Below are 17,916 nucleotides of genomic sequence, written 5' to 3' on the forward strand. Positions count from 1 at the left end.
TTACTTGGCCTTGGGCATGCGCAGGTCGGCGCGCAGGCCGCCGTCCTTGCCATTGCTGAGCTGCAGCGAGCCGCCCATGTGCTCCACCACCTTCTTCACGATGGCCAGGCCCAGGCCGCTGCCCACCGCCGAGGTACGCGCCTCGTCGGCGCGGTAGAAGGGCTGCGTCAGCCGGTCCAGCATGTCCGGCGGTACGCCATTGCCCTGATCGGCAAACTCCAGGTGCACAAAATTGCCTTCGGCGCGTGCCTTCATGCTGACCTCGGTCAGCTCCTTGCCCGGTGTCTTGCCGTAGCGACGCGCATTCTCCAGCAGGTTGGAAATCACGCGCGCCAGCTCGATCTCGTCGGCCTTGACCTTGAGGTTCTCCGGCACATCGATGTCGAGCACCATCTCGTCCTGGTTCTGGTAGGGGTAGGCGCTGGTGCGTACCACGTCGGCCAGTGCCACCGCGGCCAGCTCGCGGCCGTCCGGACGCGCGTAGTCCATGAACTTGGTGATGATGCCGTCCACCTGCTCGATATCGGCCGCCATGTACTTGCGCGACTCCTCATCGTCCACGCTCATTTCCACTTCCAGCCGCAGGCGCGCCAGCGGCGTGCGCAGGTCGTGCGAGATGCCGGCCAGCATCACCACGCGCTCCTGTTCCACCGCGGACAGCTGCTCCACCATGCGGTTGAAGCCGATGTTCACCTCGCGCAGCTCGCGCGCCGGTACTTCCTCGTCCAGATGGGCATCGGTGTAATTGCCAAGCCGTACCTTGCCGATGGCGACCGAGAGCTGCTTGAGCGGCCGGTTGACCAGCCCGGCGATCACCGCCGCGCCCAGCAGCGACAGGCCGGCTGCCATCAGCAGCCAGATCAGCCAGGTCGTTCCCCCCAGCGAGGTGATGCGCGATTCGTCGGTCAGCAGCCAGTAGGCATCGCTGTCGATGTCAAAGCCGATCCACAGACCTTTCTCGCCGTTGACCTGGCTTGCCAGCACCGTGTCCGGACCCAGCCGGTATTGCAGTTCGCGCGCCACCTGGTCATTGAACGGGGTGCTGGCCATGGGCAGGATGGCATCATCCGGCTCGCGCAGCAGGATGCGCACGCTTTCCTCTTCGGCCAGCTCGCGGATCAGCGAGAAGCGCGTGATGGCATCGGAGTAGATCAGCGCCGTGCGGCTCAGGTTCACCAGCGAGGCGATCTGCTGCGCCGTCTGCATCGCACGCGGTTCCATGTTGGCGGTACGTATCGTCACCAGCCAGCCGATCGTGCTAACCAGCAGCATCACGGCAATCATGATGAAGGTGCGCCAGAACAGGTTCAGACCCCAGCGTGTCGGTACCGCTGAGCCCAGCAGCGCCGATGTCGCCTCGACCCCCTTGCGCAGCATCGGTCGCGCACCGGTGGCGGACTCGGGGCTGGCGGGCGTGGGCGTCGTGGTGGCGGTGGAATCTTCTGGGAGCATGCGGAATCGGCAGGGGGAGCAGCGGCCGGCCAGGCCAGCGCTGCGGCGTGACAATCGTCATGGAAGCGGATGCGGACAGAGACAGGGATGCCAGCACACGGCTGGCATCGACCGGATCTGCAGCCGCAGCATCAGTTGTTGTTGCCGTCCGGCACGAAGACGTAACCCACGCCCCAGACCGTCTGGATGTAGCGCGGCGAAGCCGGATCGGTCTCGATCAGCTTGCGCAGGCGAGATACCTGCACGTCCAGGCTGCGGTCAAACGGTTCGAACTCGCGGCCACGTGCCAGCTGGGCCAGCTTTTCGCGCGACAGCGGCTGGCGCGGGTGGCGTACCAGGGCCTTCAGCATGGCGAATTCACCGGTTGTCAGCGGCAGATCCTCGCCGTCCTTCTTCAGCGTGCGTGCGCTCAGGTCGAACACGAAATTGCCGAAGTGCACGATTTCGGTTTCGGTGGCGGGCGCACCGGGGGCCTCGACAGCCGGGCGGCGACGCAGCACGGCGTGCACGCGGGCCAGCAGCTCGCGCGGGTTGAACGGCTTGCCCAGGTAGTCGTCGGCGCCGATTTCCAGACCGACGATGCGGTCCACGTCTTCGCCCTTGGCAGTCAGCATGATGATCGGCGTGCGGTCATTGGCGGCGCGCAGGCGGCGGCAGATGGACAGGCCATCTTCGCCCGGCAGCATCAGGTCCAGCACGATCAGGTCTACCGTTTCGCGCAGCAGGATGCGGTTGAGGTTCTTGCCGTCCTCCGCCACCATGACTTCAAAACCTTCCTGGCTCAGGTAGCGGCGCAGCAGGTCGCGGATACGGGCGTCGTCATCGACAATCACGATCTTGTCGGGTCGGGCGTTCGCCTGGTTCATGCTTGTCCTCCGAAAATTTGTAACATGCCAAGGATGGTAGGCTGCAATCCCGCGAAAACTGGTAATAAATGGTGACTTTTCACACTGTTACAAGTTTTGCCCTGATCTTGCCAATCTGACCTGTGCAGGGCTTTTTTTCCTGCGTGGTAGCGGTAACCTTGGGGCATGTCGCATGGTGACCATGTGCCCTGTACCAAGGCGCATGGTTTTCAGGAAGAGGTGAATGAAGAAGTCTGGTTTTTTTGATCCGGTTCGCGCAAGCCGTCAGCGCGTGCTGATGCGTCTATTGCCTTTCGGTCTGGTGTTGTCCGGAGTTTCCGGAATGGCCATGGCACAGCCGGCTTGTCCGAGTCCGGCCAACGAAGTCGGTGTCCAGTTCCCCGGTCAATCGGCCCAGGACCTGCGTGAAAGCGTCAGCATGCAAAAGCAGTGCATGAACGGTGCCAAACCGCGCCGCCTGAGCAAGAAGGAATTGCAAGAGCTGCGTCGTGCCGTACGCGAACATTCCCGCACCATCCACATCAATGGCAAGAACCGTCGCTGATCCGCAAGGATCAGCCCGTCCCGCTAGGAGTCCCATGACCTATCAACCCGTTTCCCTGTTGCGCGCCGCCGTCTTGACTGCCGCCTGTGGCTGGCTTGCCAGCACCCCGGCGCTGGCGCAGAATGCCCCGATGACGTCCTACCAACCCTCCAATGTGGCGCAGCTGTCCGCCGAAGGCAGTGTCGATGTACAGCAGGACATGCTGCGCATCACCATGTCCACCAGCCGCCAGGGCAAGGATGCCCAGGCGGTGCAGACCCAGCTCAAGCAGGCACTCGATGCCGCCCTGCAGGTAGCGCGCGGCCAGCAGCGTGATGAGGCGATGGAAGTGCAGACCGGCAACTTCAGCCTCTACCCGAGCCGCGACCAGAATGGCCGTATCACGCAGTGGCAAGGCAGCACCGAGCTGATCCTGAGCGGCAAGGACATTGACCGCGTCAGCCGCACTGCTGACCGCATCAGTACCTTGACGATTGCCGATGTCGGCTTCGATATCAGCAAGGAGCTACGCCAGCGCACCGAGGCCCAGGCGCAGGAGCGCGCCATTGCCGCCTTCCGCGACAAGGCCAATACCATCACGCGCAGCTTCGGCTTCAACAGCTACAGCCTGCGCGAAGTCTCTGTCAATGCAGAAGGCTTTTACGGCGGCGCGCCCAAGATGATGGCGGCGCGCGCCATGGCCGCGGATTCGGCCGCCGAGCTGGCGGTGCAGCCCGGCAAGTCCACCGTGCGTGTCATGGTCAACGGCTCGGTGCAGATGTCGCGCTGATCGCCATCTGCCCGCTAAGGCAGCAAGACAAAACCCCATCACGGCAACGCGATGGGGTTTGTTTTTGGGGAGCTCGGCAGGGTTTACAGTTCTTCGACGCGGCGCGGCGGGTAGCTGTCCCAGCTCTGGCAGCCAGGACAGTGCCAGTAGTGCTGCTGTGCCTCGAAACCGCAGGCGGCGCAGCGGTAGCGCCCCAGTGGGCGGATCGCCTTGTCCAGCGCGCGATCCACCACTTCGCGGTGCGGGTCCTGCTGCAGTTTTTCCAGATCCAGCCAGCGGGTGGCGGCAATCAGGGAAGGGCTTTGCTCCAGGTGGCCCAGGTAGCGGCCGGCCGTTGAGGCCGCCGGATCCAGCTGCTGGTCCAGCCGGGCCAGCGCTTCCACCAGATCAATCGAGGGCGATTGCTGTTGCAGGCGCTCCAGCAGGGCATGGGCTTCCAGTGTGCGGCCGGTATCGAGGGCGGCCTGGGCCAGCGGTGCCGCCAGCAGGGGGGCAAATGCCGGAATGTCGCGCATCGCCTGTTGCAGCAATTCGAAGGCCTTGGCGTGTTCGCCGCCAGCCTGCAACAGCAGGGCCTGCTGCAGGCGTGGTCGGGCGGCTTGTGGCGCGATCTGCATCGCCTGCTGCAGCAGCTCCATGGCCTGTTGTGGTTCGCCCTGCTTGTGGGCCTCCTGGGCGCGTTCGCACAGGTAGTGGGCACGCTGACGGGCAAAATCCTGCTGGCCGGCGGCCTCCAGGGCGTGTGCCGATTCGCCGGCAGGCACCCAGTCGCGTGAGCGTTCGTAAATGCCGAGCAGCGCCAGTTGTGCCTGTGCTTCGTAGCTGCTGTCCTTGAGGGCACGCAGGGCTTCTTCGGCATGGTCCAGCAGGCCGGCCTTCAGGAAGTCCTGTGCCAGCGCGTGCTGGGCGCGGTCGCGGTCAGCTGCGGACAGGTCGTTGCGCGACAGCAGGTGGCGGTGTACGCGCACGGCTCGCTCGTATTCGCCACGGCGGCGGAACAGGTTGCCGAGGGCGAAGTGCAACTCGGTGGTGTCAGGATCCTTTTGCACCGCCTCGATGAAGGCGTCAATCGCCTTGTCCTGCTGCTCGTTGAGCAGGTAGTTCAGACCCATGAAGTAGGCCTTGGGCGCGCTGCGGTTGGCGGTGCGCAGCTGGCGCAGGTCCAGCCGCGAGGCCATCCAGCCCAGGCCAAACACCACGGGCAGGGCCAGCAGCAGCCAGATGAAAGAATCGTTTTCCATGCGAAATCCGGAAAAGGTCAGGCCTTACTGGCCGTCGGTGATGGGCAGGGAGGGATCGGTCATGTGGCGTTGCTGATCCGGATCCGGGGTGCGACTGGCAGGTGTGCCGGCCGGTGGCTGGCTGGCCGCCGCCTGTTGTGCCTGCAGGGCTTCCAGCTGCTGGCGTGCCTGCTGTGCCTTGCGGCGATGCTGCCACCAGCGCGGCAGCATCACCAGGATACCGAGCACGATGCCGAGCGCAAAGCTGCCCAGCACCACCACGATCATTGGCAGCGTGATCGCGTAGTCGAACAGGAAATTCAGCGTGGCGTTCTGGCGGTTGTTCAGGGCAAAGCCGAACAGCAGGATAAAGATGACTGCCTTGAGCAGTCCGATGGCATATTTCATCCGGAAACTCCCGTCGGATGCGGCGTGCTGTCACATCAGGTGGCAGCCGGCATCCGGATCTTGCAGGCCATTGTATGCGGGGAAGGCCTGTCTGCGGCAGCCGGCAATCAGGCCTGGCTGTCGTCGGGCTGATGGTCCACGGCTTCGCGCAGGGCCTTGCCGGGCTTGAAGTGCGGAACGCGCTTTTCGGGGATTTCCACGCTCTCGCCGGTACGCGGGTTGCGGCCGGTACGCGCCGGACGGTGGTTGACGGTAAAGCTGCCAAAACCCCGCACTTCAATGCGATGGCCACGGGCCAGGGCGTCGGCCATGCTGTCGAGCACGGACTTGACGGCCATTTCGGCGTCGCGGTGGGTGAGCTGGCTGAAGCGTGCCGCCAATTCGTCAACGAGGTCGGAGCGTGTCATGGAAATGGGAAATGTCAAAGGCTTGCACAACCGGACTTGCGGGGCAGGGCGGTTGTGCAAGCCCTCGGAAAACAGAAAGATCTGCGGGAGAGGGCCTGGCTGGCAGCCAGCTGGCCGACCCGGCGGACCGGATCGGCACCACGGCAGCGGACTGCCGTGGCATCGTCACGTGGACGATCAGTTGTTGCTGTTGTCCAGCTTGGCGCGCAGCAGGGCGCCCAGGCTGGTCGTGCCGGCGTGGTCGCGGGCAGATGCCTGGTTCAGGTCGCTCATGGCCTGTTGCTGGTCGGCAGAATCCTTGGCCTTGATGGACAGGGAGATGCCGCGGTTCTTGCGGTCGATGTTGGTGATCACGGCGGTCACTTCGTCGCCGACCTTCAGCACCTGGCTGGCGTCTTCCACGCGGTCCTGGCTGATTTCGCTGGCGCGCAGGTAGCCGATGACTTCCTCGCCCAGATCGATTTCGGCGCCCTTGGCGTCGACGCTCTTGACGGTACCGGTCACGGACTGGCCCTTGTCATTCACGGACGCGAAGGTCGTGAACGGGTCGGAATCCAGCTGCTTGATGCCCAGGGAGATGCGCTCGCGCTCGACGTCCACGCCCAGCACCACGGCTTCCACGTCCTGGCCCTTCTTGTAGTTGCGCACGGCAGCTTCGCCCGGCTCGTTCCAGGACAGGTCGGACAGGTGCACCAGGCCGTCGATACCGGAGGCCAGGCCCACGAAGATGCCGAAGTCGGTGATGGACTTGATCGGGCCGGAAACCTTGTCGCCACGCTTGGTGTTGGCGGCAAAATCCTGCCACGGGTTGGCCTTGCACTGCTTCATGCCCAGGCTGATGCGACGCTTGTCTTCGTCGATGTCCAGCACCATGATCTCGACTTCGTCGCCCATGGAGACGATCTTGTTCGGGGCAGCGTTCTTGTTGGTCCAGTCCATTTCGGAGACGTGCACCAGACCTTCAATGCCGGGCTCCAGCTCGACGAAGGCGCCGTAGTCGGCAATGTTGGTGACCTTGCCGAACAGGCGGGTGCCTTGCGGGTAGCGGCGGGACACGCCCAGCCAGGGATCTTCGCCCAGCTGCTTCAGGCCCAGGGACACGCGGTTCTTCTCGGCGTCGAACTTCAGGACCTTGGCGTCCAGTTCCTGGCCAGCCTGCACCACCTCGGAGGGGTGACGCACGCGGCGCCATGCCATGTCGGTGATGTGCAGCAGGCCGTCGATGCCGCCCAGGTCCACGAACGCACCGTATTCGGTGATGTTCTTGACCACGCCATGCACGATGGCGCCTTCCTTCAGGGTTTCCAGCAGCTTGGCGCGCTCTTCGCCCATGGACGCTTCCAGCACGGCGCGGCGGCTCAGCACCACGTTGTTGCGCTTGCGGTCCAGCTTGATGACCTTGAACTCCATGGTCTTGTTTTCGTAGGGAGTCAGGTCCTTGGTCGGACGGGTGTCAACCAGGGAGCCGGGCAGGAAGGCGCGGATGCCGTTGACCAGCACGGTCAGGCCACCCTTGACCTTGCCGCTGGTGGTACCGGTGACGAAGTCGCCGGATTCCAGGGCCTTTTCCAGCTGCAGCCAGGACGCCAGGCGCTTGGCGGTGTCGCGGGACAGGATGGTCTCGCCAAAGCCGTTTTCGGCGCTGGTGATGGCCACGGAGACGAAATCACCGGCTTGCACCTCGATCTCGCCCTGGTCGTTCTTGAACTCTTCGATCGGCACGTAGGCTTCGGACTTGAGGCCTGCGTTCACTACCACGTGGTTGTGTTCGACGCGGACCACCTCGGCGGTGATGACTTCACCGGAGCGCATTTCCGCGCGCTTGAGGGATTCTTCAAAGAGTTCAGCAAAAGATTCAGACATGAATGTTCCTAGTCTGCCGGAGGGAACGCGGAGCGCATCATTGCGGTCCACCTGTCGCCGGCAGGGGGGTTATGCGATGCAGGCATCGCGGGGTTATGGGTGAAACACGATCCGCTGCCCGGGCAGCGGCGCGACAACAGCCTGCCTGCACAAAGGCAACAGGGCTGCCGATAGGCAGCCCTGTGGTCAGAAAGCGACAGATGCGGATCAGTCCGTACCGGTTGCCTGCGTTCCGAAAGGCTGTTTGCCTTGCCACCACGCCAGCACCTGGTTGACGGACGTAGGAATGTCCATCTCGGAGTTGTCGAGCAGCACGGCATCTTCGGCTGGTTTCAGGGGCGCAGCGGCGCGGGAACGGTCCCGCGCATCGCGCGCTTCCAGGTCAGCACGAAGGTCATCTATTTTAGCGTCAATTCCTTTGGAAATCAATTGCTTATGGCGGCGTTCGGCGCGTTTTTCGGCGCTGGCGGTCAAAAACACCTTGAGCGGGGCCTGCGGGAAGATCACCGTGCCCATGTCGCGGCCGTCGGCGACCAGCCCCGGCAGGCGGCGGAAGCCGTGCTGCAGGCCAACCAGCGCCTCGCGTACCGAGGGCAGGGCGGAGACGGCGGAGGCGTCCATGCCGCCCTGTTCGCTGCGGATATCCTCGGTGATGTCCTCGCCGCCCAGCAGGCACTGGCCATCGCCGAAACAGATGTCGAGTTCGCTGGCCAAGCTGGCAATCGCTGCTTCGTTGGTCGCCGGGTCACCATCCAGCAGGCCGGCACGGCGTGCGGCCAGGCCGACGATGCGGTAGAGCGAACCGGAATCGAGCAGGGCGTAGCCCAGCTGTGCCGCCACCGCGGCTGACAGCGTGCCCTTGCCGCTGGCGCTCGGACCGTCGATGCACAGCACCGGGATGCTGGCGGCGTCCGCCTGGCACAGCGCCAGGTAGTCGGTGAAATACTCGGGGAAAGTCTTGGCGACGCAGGAAGGATCATCGATGCGTACCGGCAGGCCGGCCGGGTTGAAGGCGGCGAGCGAGCCGCACATGGCCATGCGGTGGTCGTCGTAGGTGTGCAGGCTGGCACTGCGCCACTGGCCGGCGGCCGGCGGCGTGACGCGGATATAGTCCTGGCCTTCCTCCACCGTGGCACCGAGCTTGCGCAGCTCGGTTGCCATGGCGGCAATGCGGTCGGTTTCCTTGACGCGCCAGCTGGCGATATTGCGCAGCGTGGTCGTGCCGTCGGCGTACAGCGCCATCACGGCCAGCGTCATGGCGGCATCGGGTATGTGGTTGCAGTCCAGGTCGATTGCCTGCAGCGGCCAGCGGCCACGTTGCACGCGGATGCTGTCGGGGGTGCTGCTGATGCTGGCACCCATGGCGCGCGCCGCCTCGATGAAGCGGATATCGCCCTGGATCGAATCGGCACCCACGCCTTCGATGGTGATGCTGTGGCCTTGCACCGGATCGGCGGCAATCGCGCCGAGGGCGATGAAATAGCTGGCCGACGAGGCATCGGCCTCGACATGCAGCTCGCCAGGTGACTGGTAGGCGGCATCGGCCGGCACGGTAAAGGCCTGCCAGCCGGTTTCACTGTCGCGCTCGACCTGCACGCCGTAGCGGCGCATCAGGTTCAGCGTGATCTCGATATAGGGCTTGGAAATCAGTTCGCCCTGGATGCGGAAGGTGGTGGCATGGCGTGCCAGCGGTGCCGCCATCAGCAGCGCGGTCAGGAACTGGCTGGAGACATCGCCGCGCACACGGATTTCCACCGGCTCCTGTGCCTGGCTCTGGCGCGGGCCGATACGCAGCGGCGGGTAGCCGGGGTTCGCCAGGTAGCGCACATCGCAGTCGAGTTGCAGCAGGCCGTCCACCAGGTCACCGATTGGGCGCTCGTACATGCGCGGGATGCCGGTCATCTCGAAGTGGCCATCCAGCATGGCGAGCGCGGCGGTGAGCGGGCGCATGGCGGTGCCAGCATTGCCGAGGAACAGGGTCAGCGGGGCATCGGCCTGGCGTGCGCTGTCGGGTAGCCGGCCGCCATTGCCGGTGATGCGCGCGGTGGTGCCATCACGCTCTACCTGGCAGCCGAGCTGCTGCAGCGCAGCCAGCATCACGCGGGTGTCGTCGGAATCCAGCAGGCCGTGCAGTACGGTGGTGCCGGCGCACAGGCCGGACAGCAGCAGCACGCGGTTGCTGATGCTCTTGGAGCCGGGCAGGCGAACCGTGCCGTGGGCGGCGGTCAGGGGAGGAAGGTCCAGGAAAGGGGGCTTGCTCATCAGATTCAGGGCAGGGAATTGTTGTCCATGGTGCTCATGCGCCATTGGCTGCGGGCGTTGCTGGCCTCGGTGATCAGGGCCGTCAGACGCTCGGCGTCGTTATCGGCAATCGCCTGGGCAAAGGTTTGCAGCGAGGCGATCAGGGCATCGGTCTGGCGCAGCATTTCCTCGCGGTTGCAGAGGAAGATATCGCGCCAGATGTCCGGATTGCTGGCGGCAATGCGGGTGAAATCACGAAAGCCGGAGCCGGCCAGCGCCAGCGTGTCGGCGGCATCGTCCTGGTGCAGGATGCTGTGCATCAGCGCATAGGCCGTCATGTGCGGCAGGTGGCTGACGGCGGCGAAGGCGGCATCGTGCGCCTGCGGATCCATGGTGATGACGCGGCAGCCCAGCGCTTCCCACAGGCTGGTGGCCTGCTGCAGCGGGCCGATGCGGGTGCTGCGCGCCGGCGTCAGGATCACCTGGCGGCCGCGGTACAGGTCCGGATCGGCATGGGCGATACCGGCCACTTCCTTGCCGGCGATCGGGTGTGCCGGCACGAACTGGCCGGCGTGCGGGCCGAGCGCCTGCTGGGCGGCGGCAATCACGTTCTGCTTGGTCGAGCCGACGTCCATGATGATGGCGTCCGGGCGCAGCGACGGTGCGATGTCTTTCAGCACCTGTTCCGTCACCGCTACCGGCACGGCCAGCACGACGAAATCGGCACGCTGCACGGCATCGCCGATGCTGCTGGTGGCGGCATCGATCACGCCACGGTCGAGGGCAAGGCGCAGGTCATCGGTACGCGGGCTGTAGCCCACGACCTGTTGTACCAGGCGTGCGCGGCGCATTGCCAGGGCGAGCGAGCCGCCCATCATGCCGCATCCGATCAGGGCCATGCGCAGGAACATCGCTTGCCTCCTGCCTCAGCCGTTGATGGCGTAAGAGCCCAGCACCTTGTAGTAGGCACAGATCGGGCGCAGGTCGGCCAGCGCAGCCGCCATGGCGGGATCGCTGATATGGCCTTGCAGGTCGATGTAGAAGAAGTACTCCCACTGCTGGCCGCTGCGGGCCGGACGCGATTCGAAGCGCGACATGGACACGCCGTGGCGCTTGAGCGGTTCCAGCAGCTCGTAGACGGCGCCGGGGCGGTTGACTACCGATACCACCAGGCTGGTGCAGTCGTGGCCGGAGGATTCCGGCATGGCCAGTGTTTCCGGCAGGCAGATCACGGCAAAGCGAGTGCGGTTGTAGGCATCGTCCTGGATCGAGGGCGAGACCACGTGCAGGCCGAACTGGCTGGCGGCGCGCAGGCTGGCAATCGCCGCCCACTTGGGGTTGCTGGCGGCGATGCGGGCGCCCTCGGCATTGCTGTCTGCGGCGTGGCGCTCGGCGTTGGGCAGGTGGGCATTGAGCCAGTTCTGGCACTGCGCCAGCGCCTGCGGGTGCGCGTAGACGGCCTCGATGTCATCCAGGCTGTTGTCCTTGCGCAGCAGGTTGTGGCGTACCAGCAGGCTGGTTTCGCCAATGATGTGCAGCGGCGAAGTCAGGAACAGGTCCAGCGTGCGCGTCACCACGCCTTCGGTGGAGTTTTCTACCGGCACCACGCCAAAGGCAGCACGGCCGCCGGCGGTGGCCTGGAACACCTCGTCCATGCTGGTGCAGGGGATGTGCTCGATGCTGACGCCGAAAAAGGCTTCGGCCGCCTGTTCGCTGAAGGTGCCGGCCGGGCCCAGGTAGGCGACGCGCTGCGGCGCTTCCAGCGCACGACAGGCGGACATGATTTCGCGCCAGATGTTGGCGATGCTGGTTTCCTTGAGCGGGCCCAGGTTGTCCTGCTGCAGGGTGTGGATCACCTGTGCCTCGCGCTCGGGGCGGAATACCTGCGAGCCTTCCAGGCGCTTGATGTCGCCTACTTCGTTGGCCAGTGCAGCGCGTTCGTTGAGCAGCTTCAGCAGGTGTTGGTCTACCGCGTCGATGGCGACGCGCAAGTCGGCAATGGTCCGGGTCATGGCAGGATCAGAAAAACGGTCAGGGGGAATCAGGCCTGCTGGGCCTCGAAATCGCGCAGGTAGTCGACCAGCGCCTGGACGCCCGCCAGCGGCATGGCGTTGTAGATGCTGGCACGCATGCCGCCCACGGACTTGTGGCCCTTGAGTTGCAGCAGGCCGCGTTCGCGTGCGCCCTCCAGGAAGGCGGCGTTGCGGCTTTCATCGGCCAGGAAGAAGGGCACGTTCATGCGGGAACGCGCAGCGGGATCGACCTCGTTGCGGTAGAACGCCGACTGGTCGATGAAGTTGTACAGCAGTTCGGCCTTGGCGATGTTCTGCGCCTCCAGCGCAGCCACGCCGCCTTGTTCCAGCAGCCACTGGAAGATCAGGCCGGCCATGTAGATGCCATAGGTCGGCGGCGTGTTGAACATGGAGTCGTTCTTCGCCACCAGCTCGTAGTTGAAGGCACTCGGGCAGATCGGCAGCGCATGGCCGATCAGGTCCTCGCGGATCACCACCAGCGTCAGGCCGGCCGGACCGATGTTCTTTTGCGCGCCACCATAGGCCAGGCCGACGTGGCTCCAGTCGATGCTGCGCGACAGCACGTGCGAGGAGAAGTCGATCACCAGCGGGGCGTCACAACCCAGCGCTGCCAGGTCCGGCAGCGTGTGGAATTCCACGCCATGGATGGTCTCGTTGCTGCAGATATGCACGTAGCGGCTACCCGGCGAGATCTGCCAGCTGGCCGGATCGGGAATGCGGGTGAACGGATCGGCCTGGGCCGCCAGCTGCACCTGGCAGTACCTGCCGGCTTCCACCTGGCTTTTCTGGCTCCAGCTGCCGGTCACCACGTAGCTGGCGCTTTCGCCGCGGCTCAGGTTCAGCGGCACGATGGCGTTTTCGGCAATCGCTCCACCCTGCATGAACAGGATCTGGAAGTTGTCCGGAATCGCCAGCAGGGTGCGCAGATTGGCCTTGGCCTGTTCCAGGATGATGCCGAAAGGCTCGCTGCGGTGGCTCATCTCCAGCACGCCCATGCCGGCACGACGTCCGTCCGGGTAGGGCCAGTCCAGCAATTCGCTGGCGGCGCGTTGCAGTACGGCCGCCGGCATGGTGGCCGGGCCGGCCGAGAAGTTGTAGGGGCGGTGCAGGACGTCAGGCATGATGGCAGTCAGGGCTTACTTGTTGCTGTTGATGATCTGGTTGGCGCGGCTGTCGAAGGTCTTGATGCGGGCTTCCACATCCTTGCGCGTGGCTTCCACCAGTTTCTGGGCCAGCATGTTCGCCATCTGCGGGTTGGCTGCGTAGTACTTCTTGATCACGGGCGATTCCATGAAGGCCACCAGCTGGCGCAGTTCGTCAGCGGTAAAGCGCTCGGCATAGGCCGGTACCAGCACGTCCAGGCTGATGCGCTCATTGCGGCTCTTGATCAGGCGCACGTTGTCCTGGTTGAACTTCTTCAGTTCGGCATCCAGCTGGTCGGCGGCGGCACGCTGCTTGGAGCGCGGCAGCTGGTCCAGCTTGGGCAGCCAGGTCGATACCACGGTCTGCGAGGCGGTACCGGCCAGTTGCGCGATCAGCGCATCCATGTCGTTCGCCTTCTGCAGGTTCACGATACGTGTGGCCAGTTGCTTGCGTGCAGCGGCATCGGACTGGGCGTGGGCGGGAGCGGCAGCCAGGCCCACGGACAGGGCGATGGCAGCAATAACAGGGGTGGCAAAGCGCATGGTCATCTCGGTACTACCTGAAAAGGGAAAACAGAAATCGGAACGTGCCGCCACCGTTGGCAGCGGCACGATTCAGGCATTGTGCATCATTCGGCTGCTGGAGCCGTATCGTCTGCTGCCGTGTCGTTGTCGGCGGCGTCCTCGCTGGCATCGTTCTCGACGATGCGTTGCAGGCCGATCAGTTCGGCGCCGTCATCCAGCGCAATCAGCGTCACGCCCTGCGTGGCACGGCCCATCTCGCGGATTTCGGCCACGCGCGTACGCACCAGCACGCCGCGATCTGTGATCAGCATGATCTCGTCATCCTCATGCACCAGCGTGGCGGCGACGACCTTGCCGTTGCGCTCGCTCTGCTGGATCGCAATCATGCCCTTGGTGCCACGGCCATGGCGCGTGTACTCGGCAATATTGGTGCGCTTGCCAAAGCCGTTGACGGTGGCGGTCAGCACGCTTTGCGACTCGTCGCCGGCCACCAGCAGGGAAATCACCTGCTGGCCGTCTTCCAGCTGCATGCCGCGCACGCCGCGCGCCTGGCGGCCCATCGGGCGCACATCGTTCTCGTCAAAGCGCACCGCCTTGCCACCATCGCTGAACAGCATCACGTCATGTGCGCCATCGGTCAGGGCGGCGCCGATCAGGTAGTCGCCTTCATCCAGGCCCACGGCGATGATGCCGGCCTTGCGCGGGTTGCTGAATTCGTCCAGCGCGGTCTTCTTGACCGTGCCCTGGGAGGTGGCCATGAACACGTAGTGATCGCTCGGGAAGGTGCGCATGTCGCCGGTCAGCGGCAGCACCACGGTGATCTTCTCGGCATCTTCCAGCGGGAACATGTTGACGATCGGACGGCCGCGCGAGCCACGGCTGCCGGTGGGCACTTCCCAGACCTTGAGCCAGTAGAGGCGGCCGCGGTTGCTGAAGCACAGCAGGTAGTCATGCGTGTTGGCAATGAACAGCTGCTCGATCCAGTCGTCGTCCTTGGTGGTGGTGGCCTGCTTGCCACGGCCACCGCGCTTCTGCGAGCGGTACTCGGACAGTGGCTGGCTCTTGACATAGCCGGTATGCGACAGCGTCACCACCATGTCGGTCGGCGTGATCAGGTCTTCCGTGCCCAGTTCCAGAGCGTTGTGCTCGATCTCGCTGCGGCGTGCGCCCAGCTTGGTCTGCCCAAACTCGCTCTTGAGCGCGTTCAGCTCTTCGCCGATGATGGTGGAGACACGCTCGGGCTTGGCCAGGATATCCAGCAGATCCTCGATCTCGGCCATCACGTCCTTGTACTCGGCCACGATCTTGTCCTGCTCCAGGCCGGTCAGGCGCTGCAGGCGCATTTGCAGGATTTCCTGCGCCTGCACATCGCTCAGGCGGTACAGGCCGTCCTGGCCCAGACCGTACTGGCGGCCCAGGCCTTCGGGGCGGTAGTCGTCGGCGTTGACGACGCTGCCGTCCTCGCGCGCACGCGTCAGCATCTCGCGCACCAGGCTGCTGTCCCAGCTGCGCGCCATCAGCTCGGCCTTGGCCACCGGCGGGGTGGGGGACTCGCGGATGATGCGGATGAACTCGTCGATGTTGGCCAGCGCCACCGCCAGGCCTTCCAGCACGTGGCCGCGATCGCGTGCCTTGCGCAAGTTGAAGATGGTCCTGCGCGTTACCACCTCGCGGCGGTGCTGCAGGAACACGCTGATCAGGTCCTTGATATTGCACAGGCGCGGCTGGCCATCGATCAGCGCCACCATGTTGATGCCGAAGGTGTCCTGCAGCTGGGTGTGCTTGTACAGGTTGTTCAGCACCACCTCGGGCAGTTCGCCGCGCTTGAGCTCGATCACCAGGCGCATGCCCGACTTGTCGGATTCGTCCTGGATATGGCTGATGCCCTCGATGCGCTTCTCGTGCACCAGTTCGGCAATGCGTTCCTGCAGCGTCTTCTTGTTGACCTGGTAGGGCAGCTCGTCCACGATGATCGCCTGGCGCTGGCCCCGGTCGATATCCTCGAAGTGCACCTTGGCGCGCATCACCACGCGGCCACGGCCGGTGCGATAACCTTCGCGCACGCCGGAAATGCCATAAATGATGCCGCCCGTCGGGAAGTCCGGCGCCGGGATGATCTCGATCAGGTCATCGATGCTGGCATCGGGATGCGCCAGCAGGTGCAGGCAGGCGTTCACCACCTCGTTCAGGTTGTGCGGCGGGATGTTGGTGGCCATGCCCACGGCAATGCCGGAGGAACCGTTCACCAGCAGGCTTGGCAGGCGCGTCGGCAGCACCAGCGGCTCCTGCTCGCTGCCATCGTAGTTGGGACCAAAGTCGACCGTCTCCTTGTCGATATCGGCCAGCATCTCGTGCGCGATCTTGGACAGCCGGATCTCGGTATAACGCATGGCGGCGGCGCTGTCGCCGTCCACCGAGCCGAAGTTGCCCTGGCCATCCACCAGCATGTGGCGCATGCTGAAGTCCTGCGCCAGTCGCACGATGGTGTCGTAGACGGCGCTGTCGCCGTGCGGGTGGTACTTACCGATCACGTCACCGACGATACGCGCCGACTTCTTGTAAGGGCGGTTCCAGTCGTTATTGAGCACGTGCATGGCATACAGCACGCGGCGGTGCACCGGCTTGAGGCCGTCACGGGCATCGGGCAGGGCACGGCCCACGATCACGCTCATGGCGTAATCGAGGTAGCTGCGGCGCATCTCTTCTTCTAGACTGATGGGCAGCGTTTCTTTGGCAAATTCTGTCATGCTGGCGGAGACTCTTCCTGTATATGAATAGCCACCATTCTACCGGGTCAGGTCAAGTGTCCGGTCAGGCAGTCGCCCCGCTGGCTGTGTGGCAAGCGCGCAACAAAGCGCCAGATTTCCCACGGGCTGACGTGCAGAGGCCTTGTGGAGCGGTTAAAGTGAATGCGTGCTGTGGCACAATCGGTTCGACGGGTTACGCTCAAGGGCATCCGAAACTCGCATAATCGTGCAGCTCCTGCTGTGGTATTAAATCAAGAGGATAAACATGAAGAAACTGAATAAAGTGGCTGTGTTGTTCGCAACTGTCGCTATGGCAGGCAGTGCTATGGCTGCATCCACCACCCTGAAGGGTGACAACTGGGTTAACAACCACGGTAACCTGGTGTGGATGAACGGCACGAACGAACTGTGCTGGCAAGATAACTACTGGACTCCGGCTACCGCTGCCACCCCGGCTTGCGGCCTGCCCGTTGCCCAGGCAGCTCCGGCTCCTGCTGCTCCGGTTGCCAGCAAGGTGACCTACGCTGCTGACGCCTTCTTCGACTTCGACAAGTCCGTGCTGAAGCCGGCTGGCCGCGCTACCCTGGACGACCTGGTCAGCAAGATCCAGGGCCTGAACCTGGAAGCCGTGATCAGCACTGGTCACACCGACTCCATCGGCTCTGACGCCTACAACCAGGCTCTGTCTGTTCGTCGCGCCAACGCCGTGAAGAACTACCTGGTGTCCAAGGGCATCCCCGCTGAGCGCATCTACGTGGAAGGCAAGGGCGAAAGCCAGCCGGTCGCTACCAACGCTACCCGCGAAGGCCGCGCCCAGAACCGTCGCGTGGAAATCGAAGTGGTTGGCACCCGCTAATCCTTCTGCTCACGCAGACCCAAAAAGCCCCGCCCTGCGGGGCTTTTTGTCGTCTGGAGGGTGGATACGCGGCATCTGATTTTTGAGGCACAATCAGCCTATGGAAAATACCAATACCCAGCAATCCGTGCCGGCGGAGAACGTTGATCCGGCGGAAGTGGCCAAGTTTTCTGACCTGGCGCACCAGTGGTGGGACGAGACTGGCGTACTGCATACGCTGCACGCCATCAACCCTTTGCGTCTGGGCTGGATCCAGGAAGTGGCTGGCCCGCTGCGCGAACGGCAGGTGCTGGATGTAGGCTGCGGTGGCGGTATCCTGTCCGAATCCATGGCGCAGGCCGGTGCCCAGGTGACGGGTATCGACCTGGCGGAAGAATCGCTGCGCGTGGCACAGTTGCACGCGCTGGAAGCTGGCGTCAACAACGTGCGCTACCAGAAGGTCAGCGTGGAGCAGTTTGCAGCCGAACATCCGGGCGAATTTGATGTCGTCACTTGCATGGAAATGCTGGAGCACGTGCCTGATCCGGCCTCGGTGGTGCGTGCCTGTGCGCAGGCGGTCAAGCCGGGCGGCTGGGTGCTGCTGTCCACCATCAACCGCAATCCCAAGTCCTTCCTGTTTGCGATCCTGGGTGCGGAATACCTGCTGAATCTGGTGCCGCGTGGTACCCACGAATACGCCAAGATGATCACCCCGGCCGAGCTGATGCGCGAATGCCGTGAATCTGGCCTGGCGATTGATTCCACGCGTGGCCTGCATTACAACCCGCTGACGCAGCGCTATTGGCTCGATGCCAATGTGGACGTCAATTACATGGTGGCTTGCCGCAAGCCGGACTGAACGGG

At 64.2% G+C, this 17,916-nt stretch carries 16 protein-coding genes; 4 read left to right on the plus strand and 12 right to left on the minus strand.

Features of this window, described 5'->3' with window-relative positions; genetic code table 11:
* Both V1261_RS06535 and ompR read right to left on the minus strand, forming a co-directional pair.
* Complete coding sequence (locus tag V1261_RS06535; protein WP_329770822.1) at window positions 1-1,452, minus strand: ATP-binding protein; 1,452 nt, start codon at window positions 1,450-1,452, stop codon at window positions 1-3.
* Between the two features lie 131 nt (window positions 1,453-1,583).
* Window positions 1,584-2,318, minus strand: a complete 735-nt coding sequence (ompR, locus tag V1261_RS06540) for an osmolarity response regulator transcription factor OmpR (RefSeq protein ID WP_329770823.1) — start codon at window positions 2,316-2,318, stop codon at window positions 1,584-1,586.
* Between the two features lie 328 nt (window positions 2,319-2,646).
* On the opposite strand from ompR, the gene V1261_RS06545 reads away from it, so the two are divergent.
* The gene (locus V1261_RS06545) at window positions 2,647-2,862 is read left to right on the plus strand and encodes a hypothetical protein (protein ID WP_329770824.1); all 216 of its coding nucleotides are present in this window, start codon (window positions 2,647-2,649) and stop codon (window positions 2,860-2,862) included.
* Window positions 2,863-2,896: 34 nt separating this feature from the next.
* Window positions 2,897-3,631, plus strand: coding sequence for an SIMPL domain-containing protein (locus V1261_RS06550; protein WP_329770825.1), 735 nt, complete (start codon window positions 2,897-2,899; stop codon window positions 3,629-3,631).
* A gap of 83 nt (window positions 3,632-3,714) precedes the next feature.
* On the opposite strand, the gene lapB is transcribed toward V1261_RS06550, so the two are convergent.
* The 10 genes from lapB to gyrA all read right to left on the minus strand — a co-directional run bounded on the left by lapB (window position 3,715) and on the right by gyrA (window position 16,217).
* Window positions 3,715-4,872, minus strand: coding sequence for a lipopolysaccharide assembly protein LapB (gene lapB, locus V1261_RS06555; protein WP_329770826.1), 1,158 nt, complete (start codon window positions 4,870-4,872; stop codon window positions 3,715-3,717).
* A gap of 24 nt (window positions 4,873-4,896) precedes the next feature.
* A complete protein-coding gene (locus V1261_RS06560; RefSeq protein ID WP_329770828.1) occupies window positions 4,897-5,259 on the minus strand; it encodes a LapA family protein in 363 nt (120 codons plus the stop codon).
* 107 nt (window positions 5,260-5,366) lie between these two features.
* Window positions 5,367-5,666 (minus strand): integration host factor subunit beta, encoded by a 300-nt coding sequence (locus V1261_RS06565; protein ID WP_329770829.1) that lies wholly within the window; start codon window positions 5,664-5,666, stop codon window positions 5,367-5,369.
* A 177-nt stretch (window positions 5,667-5,843) separates the two neighbouring features.
* Window positions 5,844-7,529 carry a 30S ribosomal protein S1 gene (gene rpsA, locus V1261_RS06570; RefSeq protein ID WP_329770830.1) on the minus strand — a complete coding sequence of 562 codons (1,686 nt, stop codon included), beginning with the start codon at window positions 7,527-7,529 and terminating at the stop codon, window positions 5,844-5,846.
* A gap of 207 nt (window positions 7,530-7,736) precedes the next feature.
* Window positions 7,737-9,791 (minus strand): bifunctional 3-phosphoshikimate 1-carboxyvinyltransferase/cytidylate kinase, encoded by a 2,055-nt coding sequence (locus V1261_RS06575; protein ID WP_329770831.1) that lies wholly within the window; start codon window positions 9,789-9,791, stop codon window positions 7,737-7,739.
* Between the two features lie 5 nt (window positions 9,792-9,796).
* Window positions 9,797-10,681 carry a prephenate dehydrogenase gene (locus V1261_RS06580; protein ID WP_329770832.1) on the minus strand — a complete coding sequence of 295 codons (885 nt, stop codon included), beginning with the start codon at window positions 10,679-10,681 and terminating at the stop codon, window positions 9,797-9,799.
* Window positions 10,682-10,696: 15 nt separating this feature from the next.
* Window positions 10,697-11,782, minus strand: a complete 1,086-nt coding sequence (gene pheA, locus V1261_RS06585; protein WP_329770833.1) for a prephenate dehydratase — start codon at window positions 11,780-11,782, stop codon at window positions 10,697-10,699.
* Window positions 11,783-11,811: 29 nt separating this feature from the next.
* Window positions 11,812-12,924 (minus strand): 3-phosphoserine/phosphohydroxythreonine transaminase, encoded by a 1,113-nt coding sequence (gene serC / locus V1261_RS06590; RefSeq protein ID WP_329770834.1) that lies wholly within the window; start codon window positions 12,922-12,924, stop codon window positions 11,812-11,814.
* A 15-nt stretch (window positions 12,925-12,939) separates the two neighbouring features.
* The gene (locus tag V1261_RS06595; RefSeq protein ID WP_329770835.1) at window positions 12,940-13,488 is read right to left on the minus strand and encodes a DUF2059 domain-containing protein; all 549 of its coding nucleotides are present in this window, start codon (window positions 13,486-13,488) and stop codon (window positions 12,940-12,942) included.
* Between the two features lie 86 nt (window positions 13,489-13,574).
* Entirely contained in the window at window positions 13,575-16,217 is a 2,643-nt protein-coding gene (gyrA, locus tag V1261_RS06600) for a DNA gyrase subunit A (RefSeq protein WP_329770836.1), read from the minus strand.
* Between the two features lie 265 nt (window positions 16,218-16,482).
* Here gyrA and ompA point away from each other — a divergent pair, with 265 nt between their 5' ends.
* Window positions 16,483-17,073, plus strand: a complete 591-nt coding sequence (gene ompA / locus V1261_RS06605) for an outer membrane protein OmpA (RefSeq protein WP_329770837.1) — start codon at window positions 16,483-16,485, stop codon at window positions 17,071-17,073.
* Between the two features lie 100 nt (window positions 17,074-17,173).
* Complete coding sequence (gene ubiG, locus V1261_RS06610) at window positions 17,174-17,911, plus strand: bifunctional 2-polyprenyl-6-hydroxyphenol methylase/3-demethylubiquinol 3-O-methyltransferase UbiG (protein ID WP_329770838.1); 738 nt, start codon at window positions 17,174-17,176, stop codon at window positions 17,909-17,911.
* Window positions 17,912-17,916: the final 5 nt, after the last annotated feature.

The sequence above is a fragment of the Brachymonas sp. J145 genome (assembly GCF_036312245.1).
Lineage (GTDB): Bacteria > Pseudomonadota > Gammaproteobacteria > Burkholderiales > Burkholderiaceae_C > Brachymonas > Brachymonas wangyanguii.

Coding starts and splice junctions, on each gene's coding strand:
- V1261_RS06565 (WP_329770829.1), bottom strand. CDS start 5,666: ATGACACGCTCCGACCTCGTTGACGAATTGGCGGCACGCTTCAGCCAG.
- V1261_RS06550 (WP_329770825.1), top strand. CDS start 2,897: ATGACCTATCAACCCGTTTCCCTGTTGCGCGCCGCCGTCTTGACTGCC.
- V1261_RS06575 (WP_329770831.1), bottom strand. CDS start 9,791: ATGAGCAAGCCCCCTTTCCTGGACCTTCCTCCCCTGACCGCCGCCCAC.
- V1261_RS06595 (WP_329770835.1), bottom strand. CDS start 13,488: ATGCGCTTTGCCACCCCTGTTATTGCTGCCATCGCCCTGTCCGTGGGC.
- V1261_RS06560 (WP_329770828.1), bottom strand. CDS start 5,259: ATGAAATATGCCATCGGACTGCTCAAGGCAGTCATCTTTATCCTGCTG.
- serC (WP_329770834.1), bottom strand. CDS start 12,924: ATGCCTGACGTCCTGCACCGCCCCTACAACTTCTCGGCCGGCCCGGCC.
- ubiG (WP_329770838.1), top strand. CDS start 17,174: ATGGAAAATACCAATACCCAGCAATCCGTGCCGGCGGAGAACGTTGAT.
- pheA (WP_329770833.1), bottom strand. CDS start 11,782: ATGACCCGGACCATTGCCGACTTGCGCGTCGCCATCGACGCGGTAGAC.
- V1261_RS06580 (WP_329770832.1), bottom strand. CDS start 10,681: ATGTTCCTGCGCATGGCCCTGATCGGATGCGGCATGATGGGCGGCTCG.
- ompR (WP_329770823.1), bottom strand. CDS start 2,318: ATGAACCAGGCGAACGCCCGACCCGACAAGATCGTGATTGTCGATGAC.
- ompA (WP_329770837.1), top strand. CDS start 16,483: ATGAAGAAACTGAATAAAGTGGCTGTGTTGTTCGCAACTGTCGCTATG.
- gyrA (WP_329770836.1), bottom strand. CDS start 16,217: ATGACAGAATTTGCCAAAGAAACGCTGCCCATCAGTCTAGAAGAAGAG.
- rpsA (WP_329770830.1), bottom strand. CDS start 7,529: ATGTCTGAATCTTTTGCTGAACTCTTTGAAGAATCCCTCAAGCGCGCG.
- V1261_RS06535 (WP_329770822.1), bottom strand. CDS start 1,452: ATGCTCCCAGAAGATTCCACCGCCACCACGACGCCCACGCCCGCCAGC.
- V1261_RS06545 (WP_329770824.1), top strand. CDS start 2,647: ATGGCACAGCCGGCTTGTCCGAGTCCGGCCAACGAAGTCGGTGTCCAG.
- lapB (WP_329770826.1), bottom strand. CDS start 4,872: ATGGAAAACGATTCTTTCATCTGGCTGCTGCTGGCCCTGCCCGTGGTG.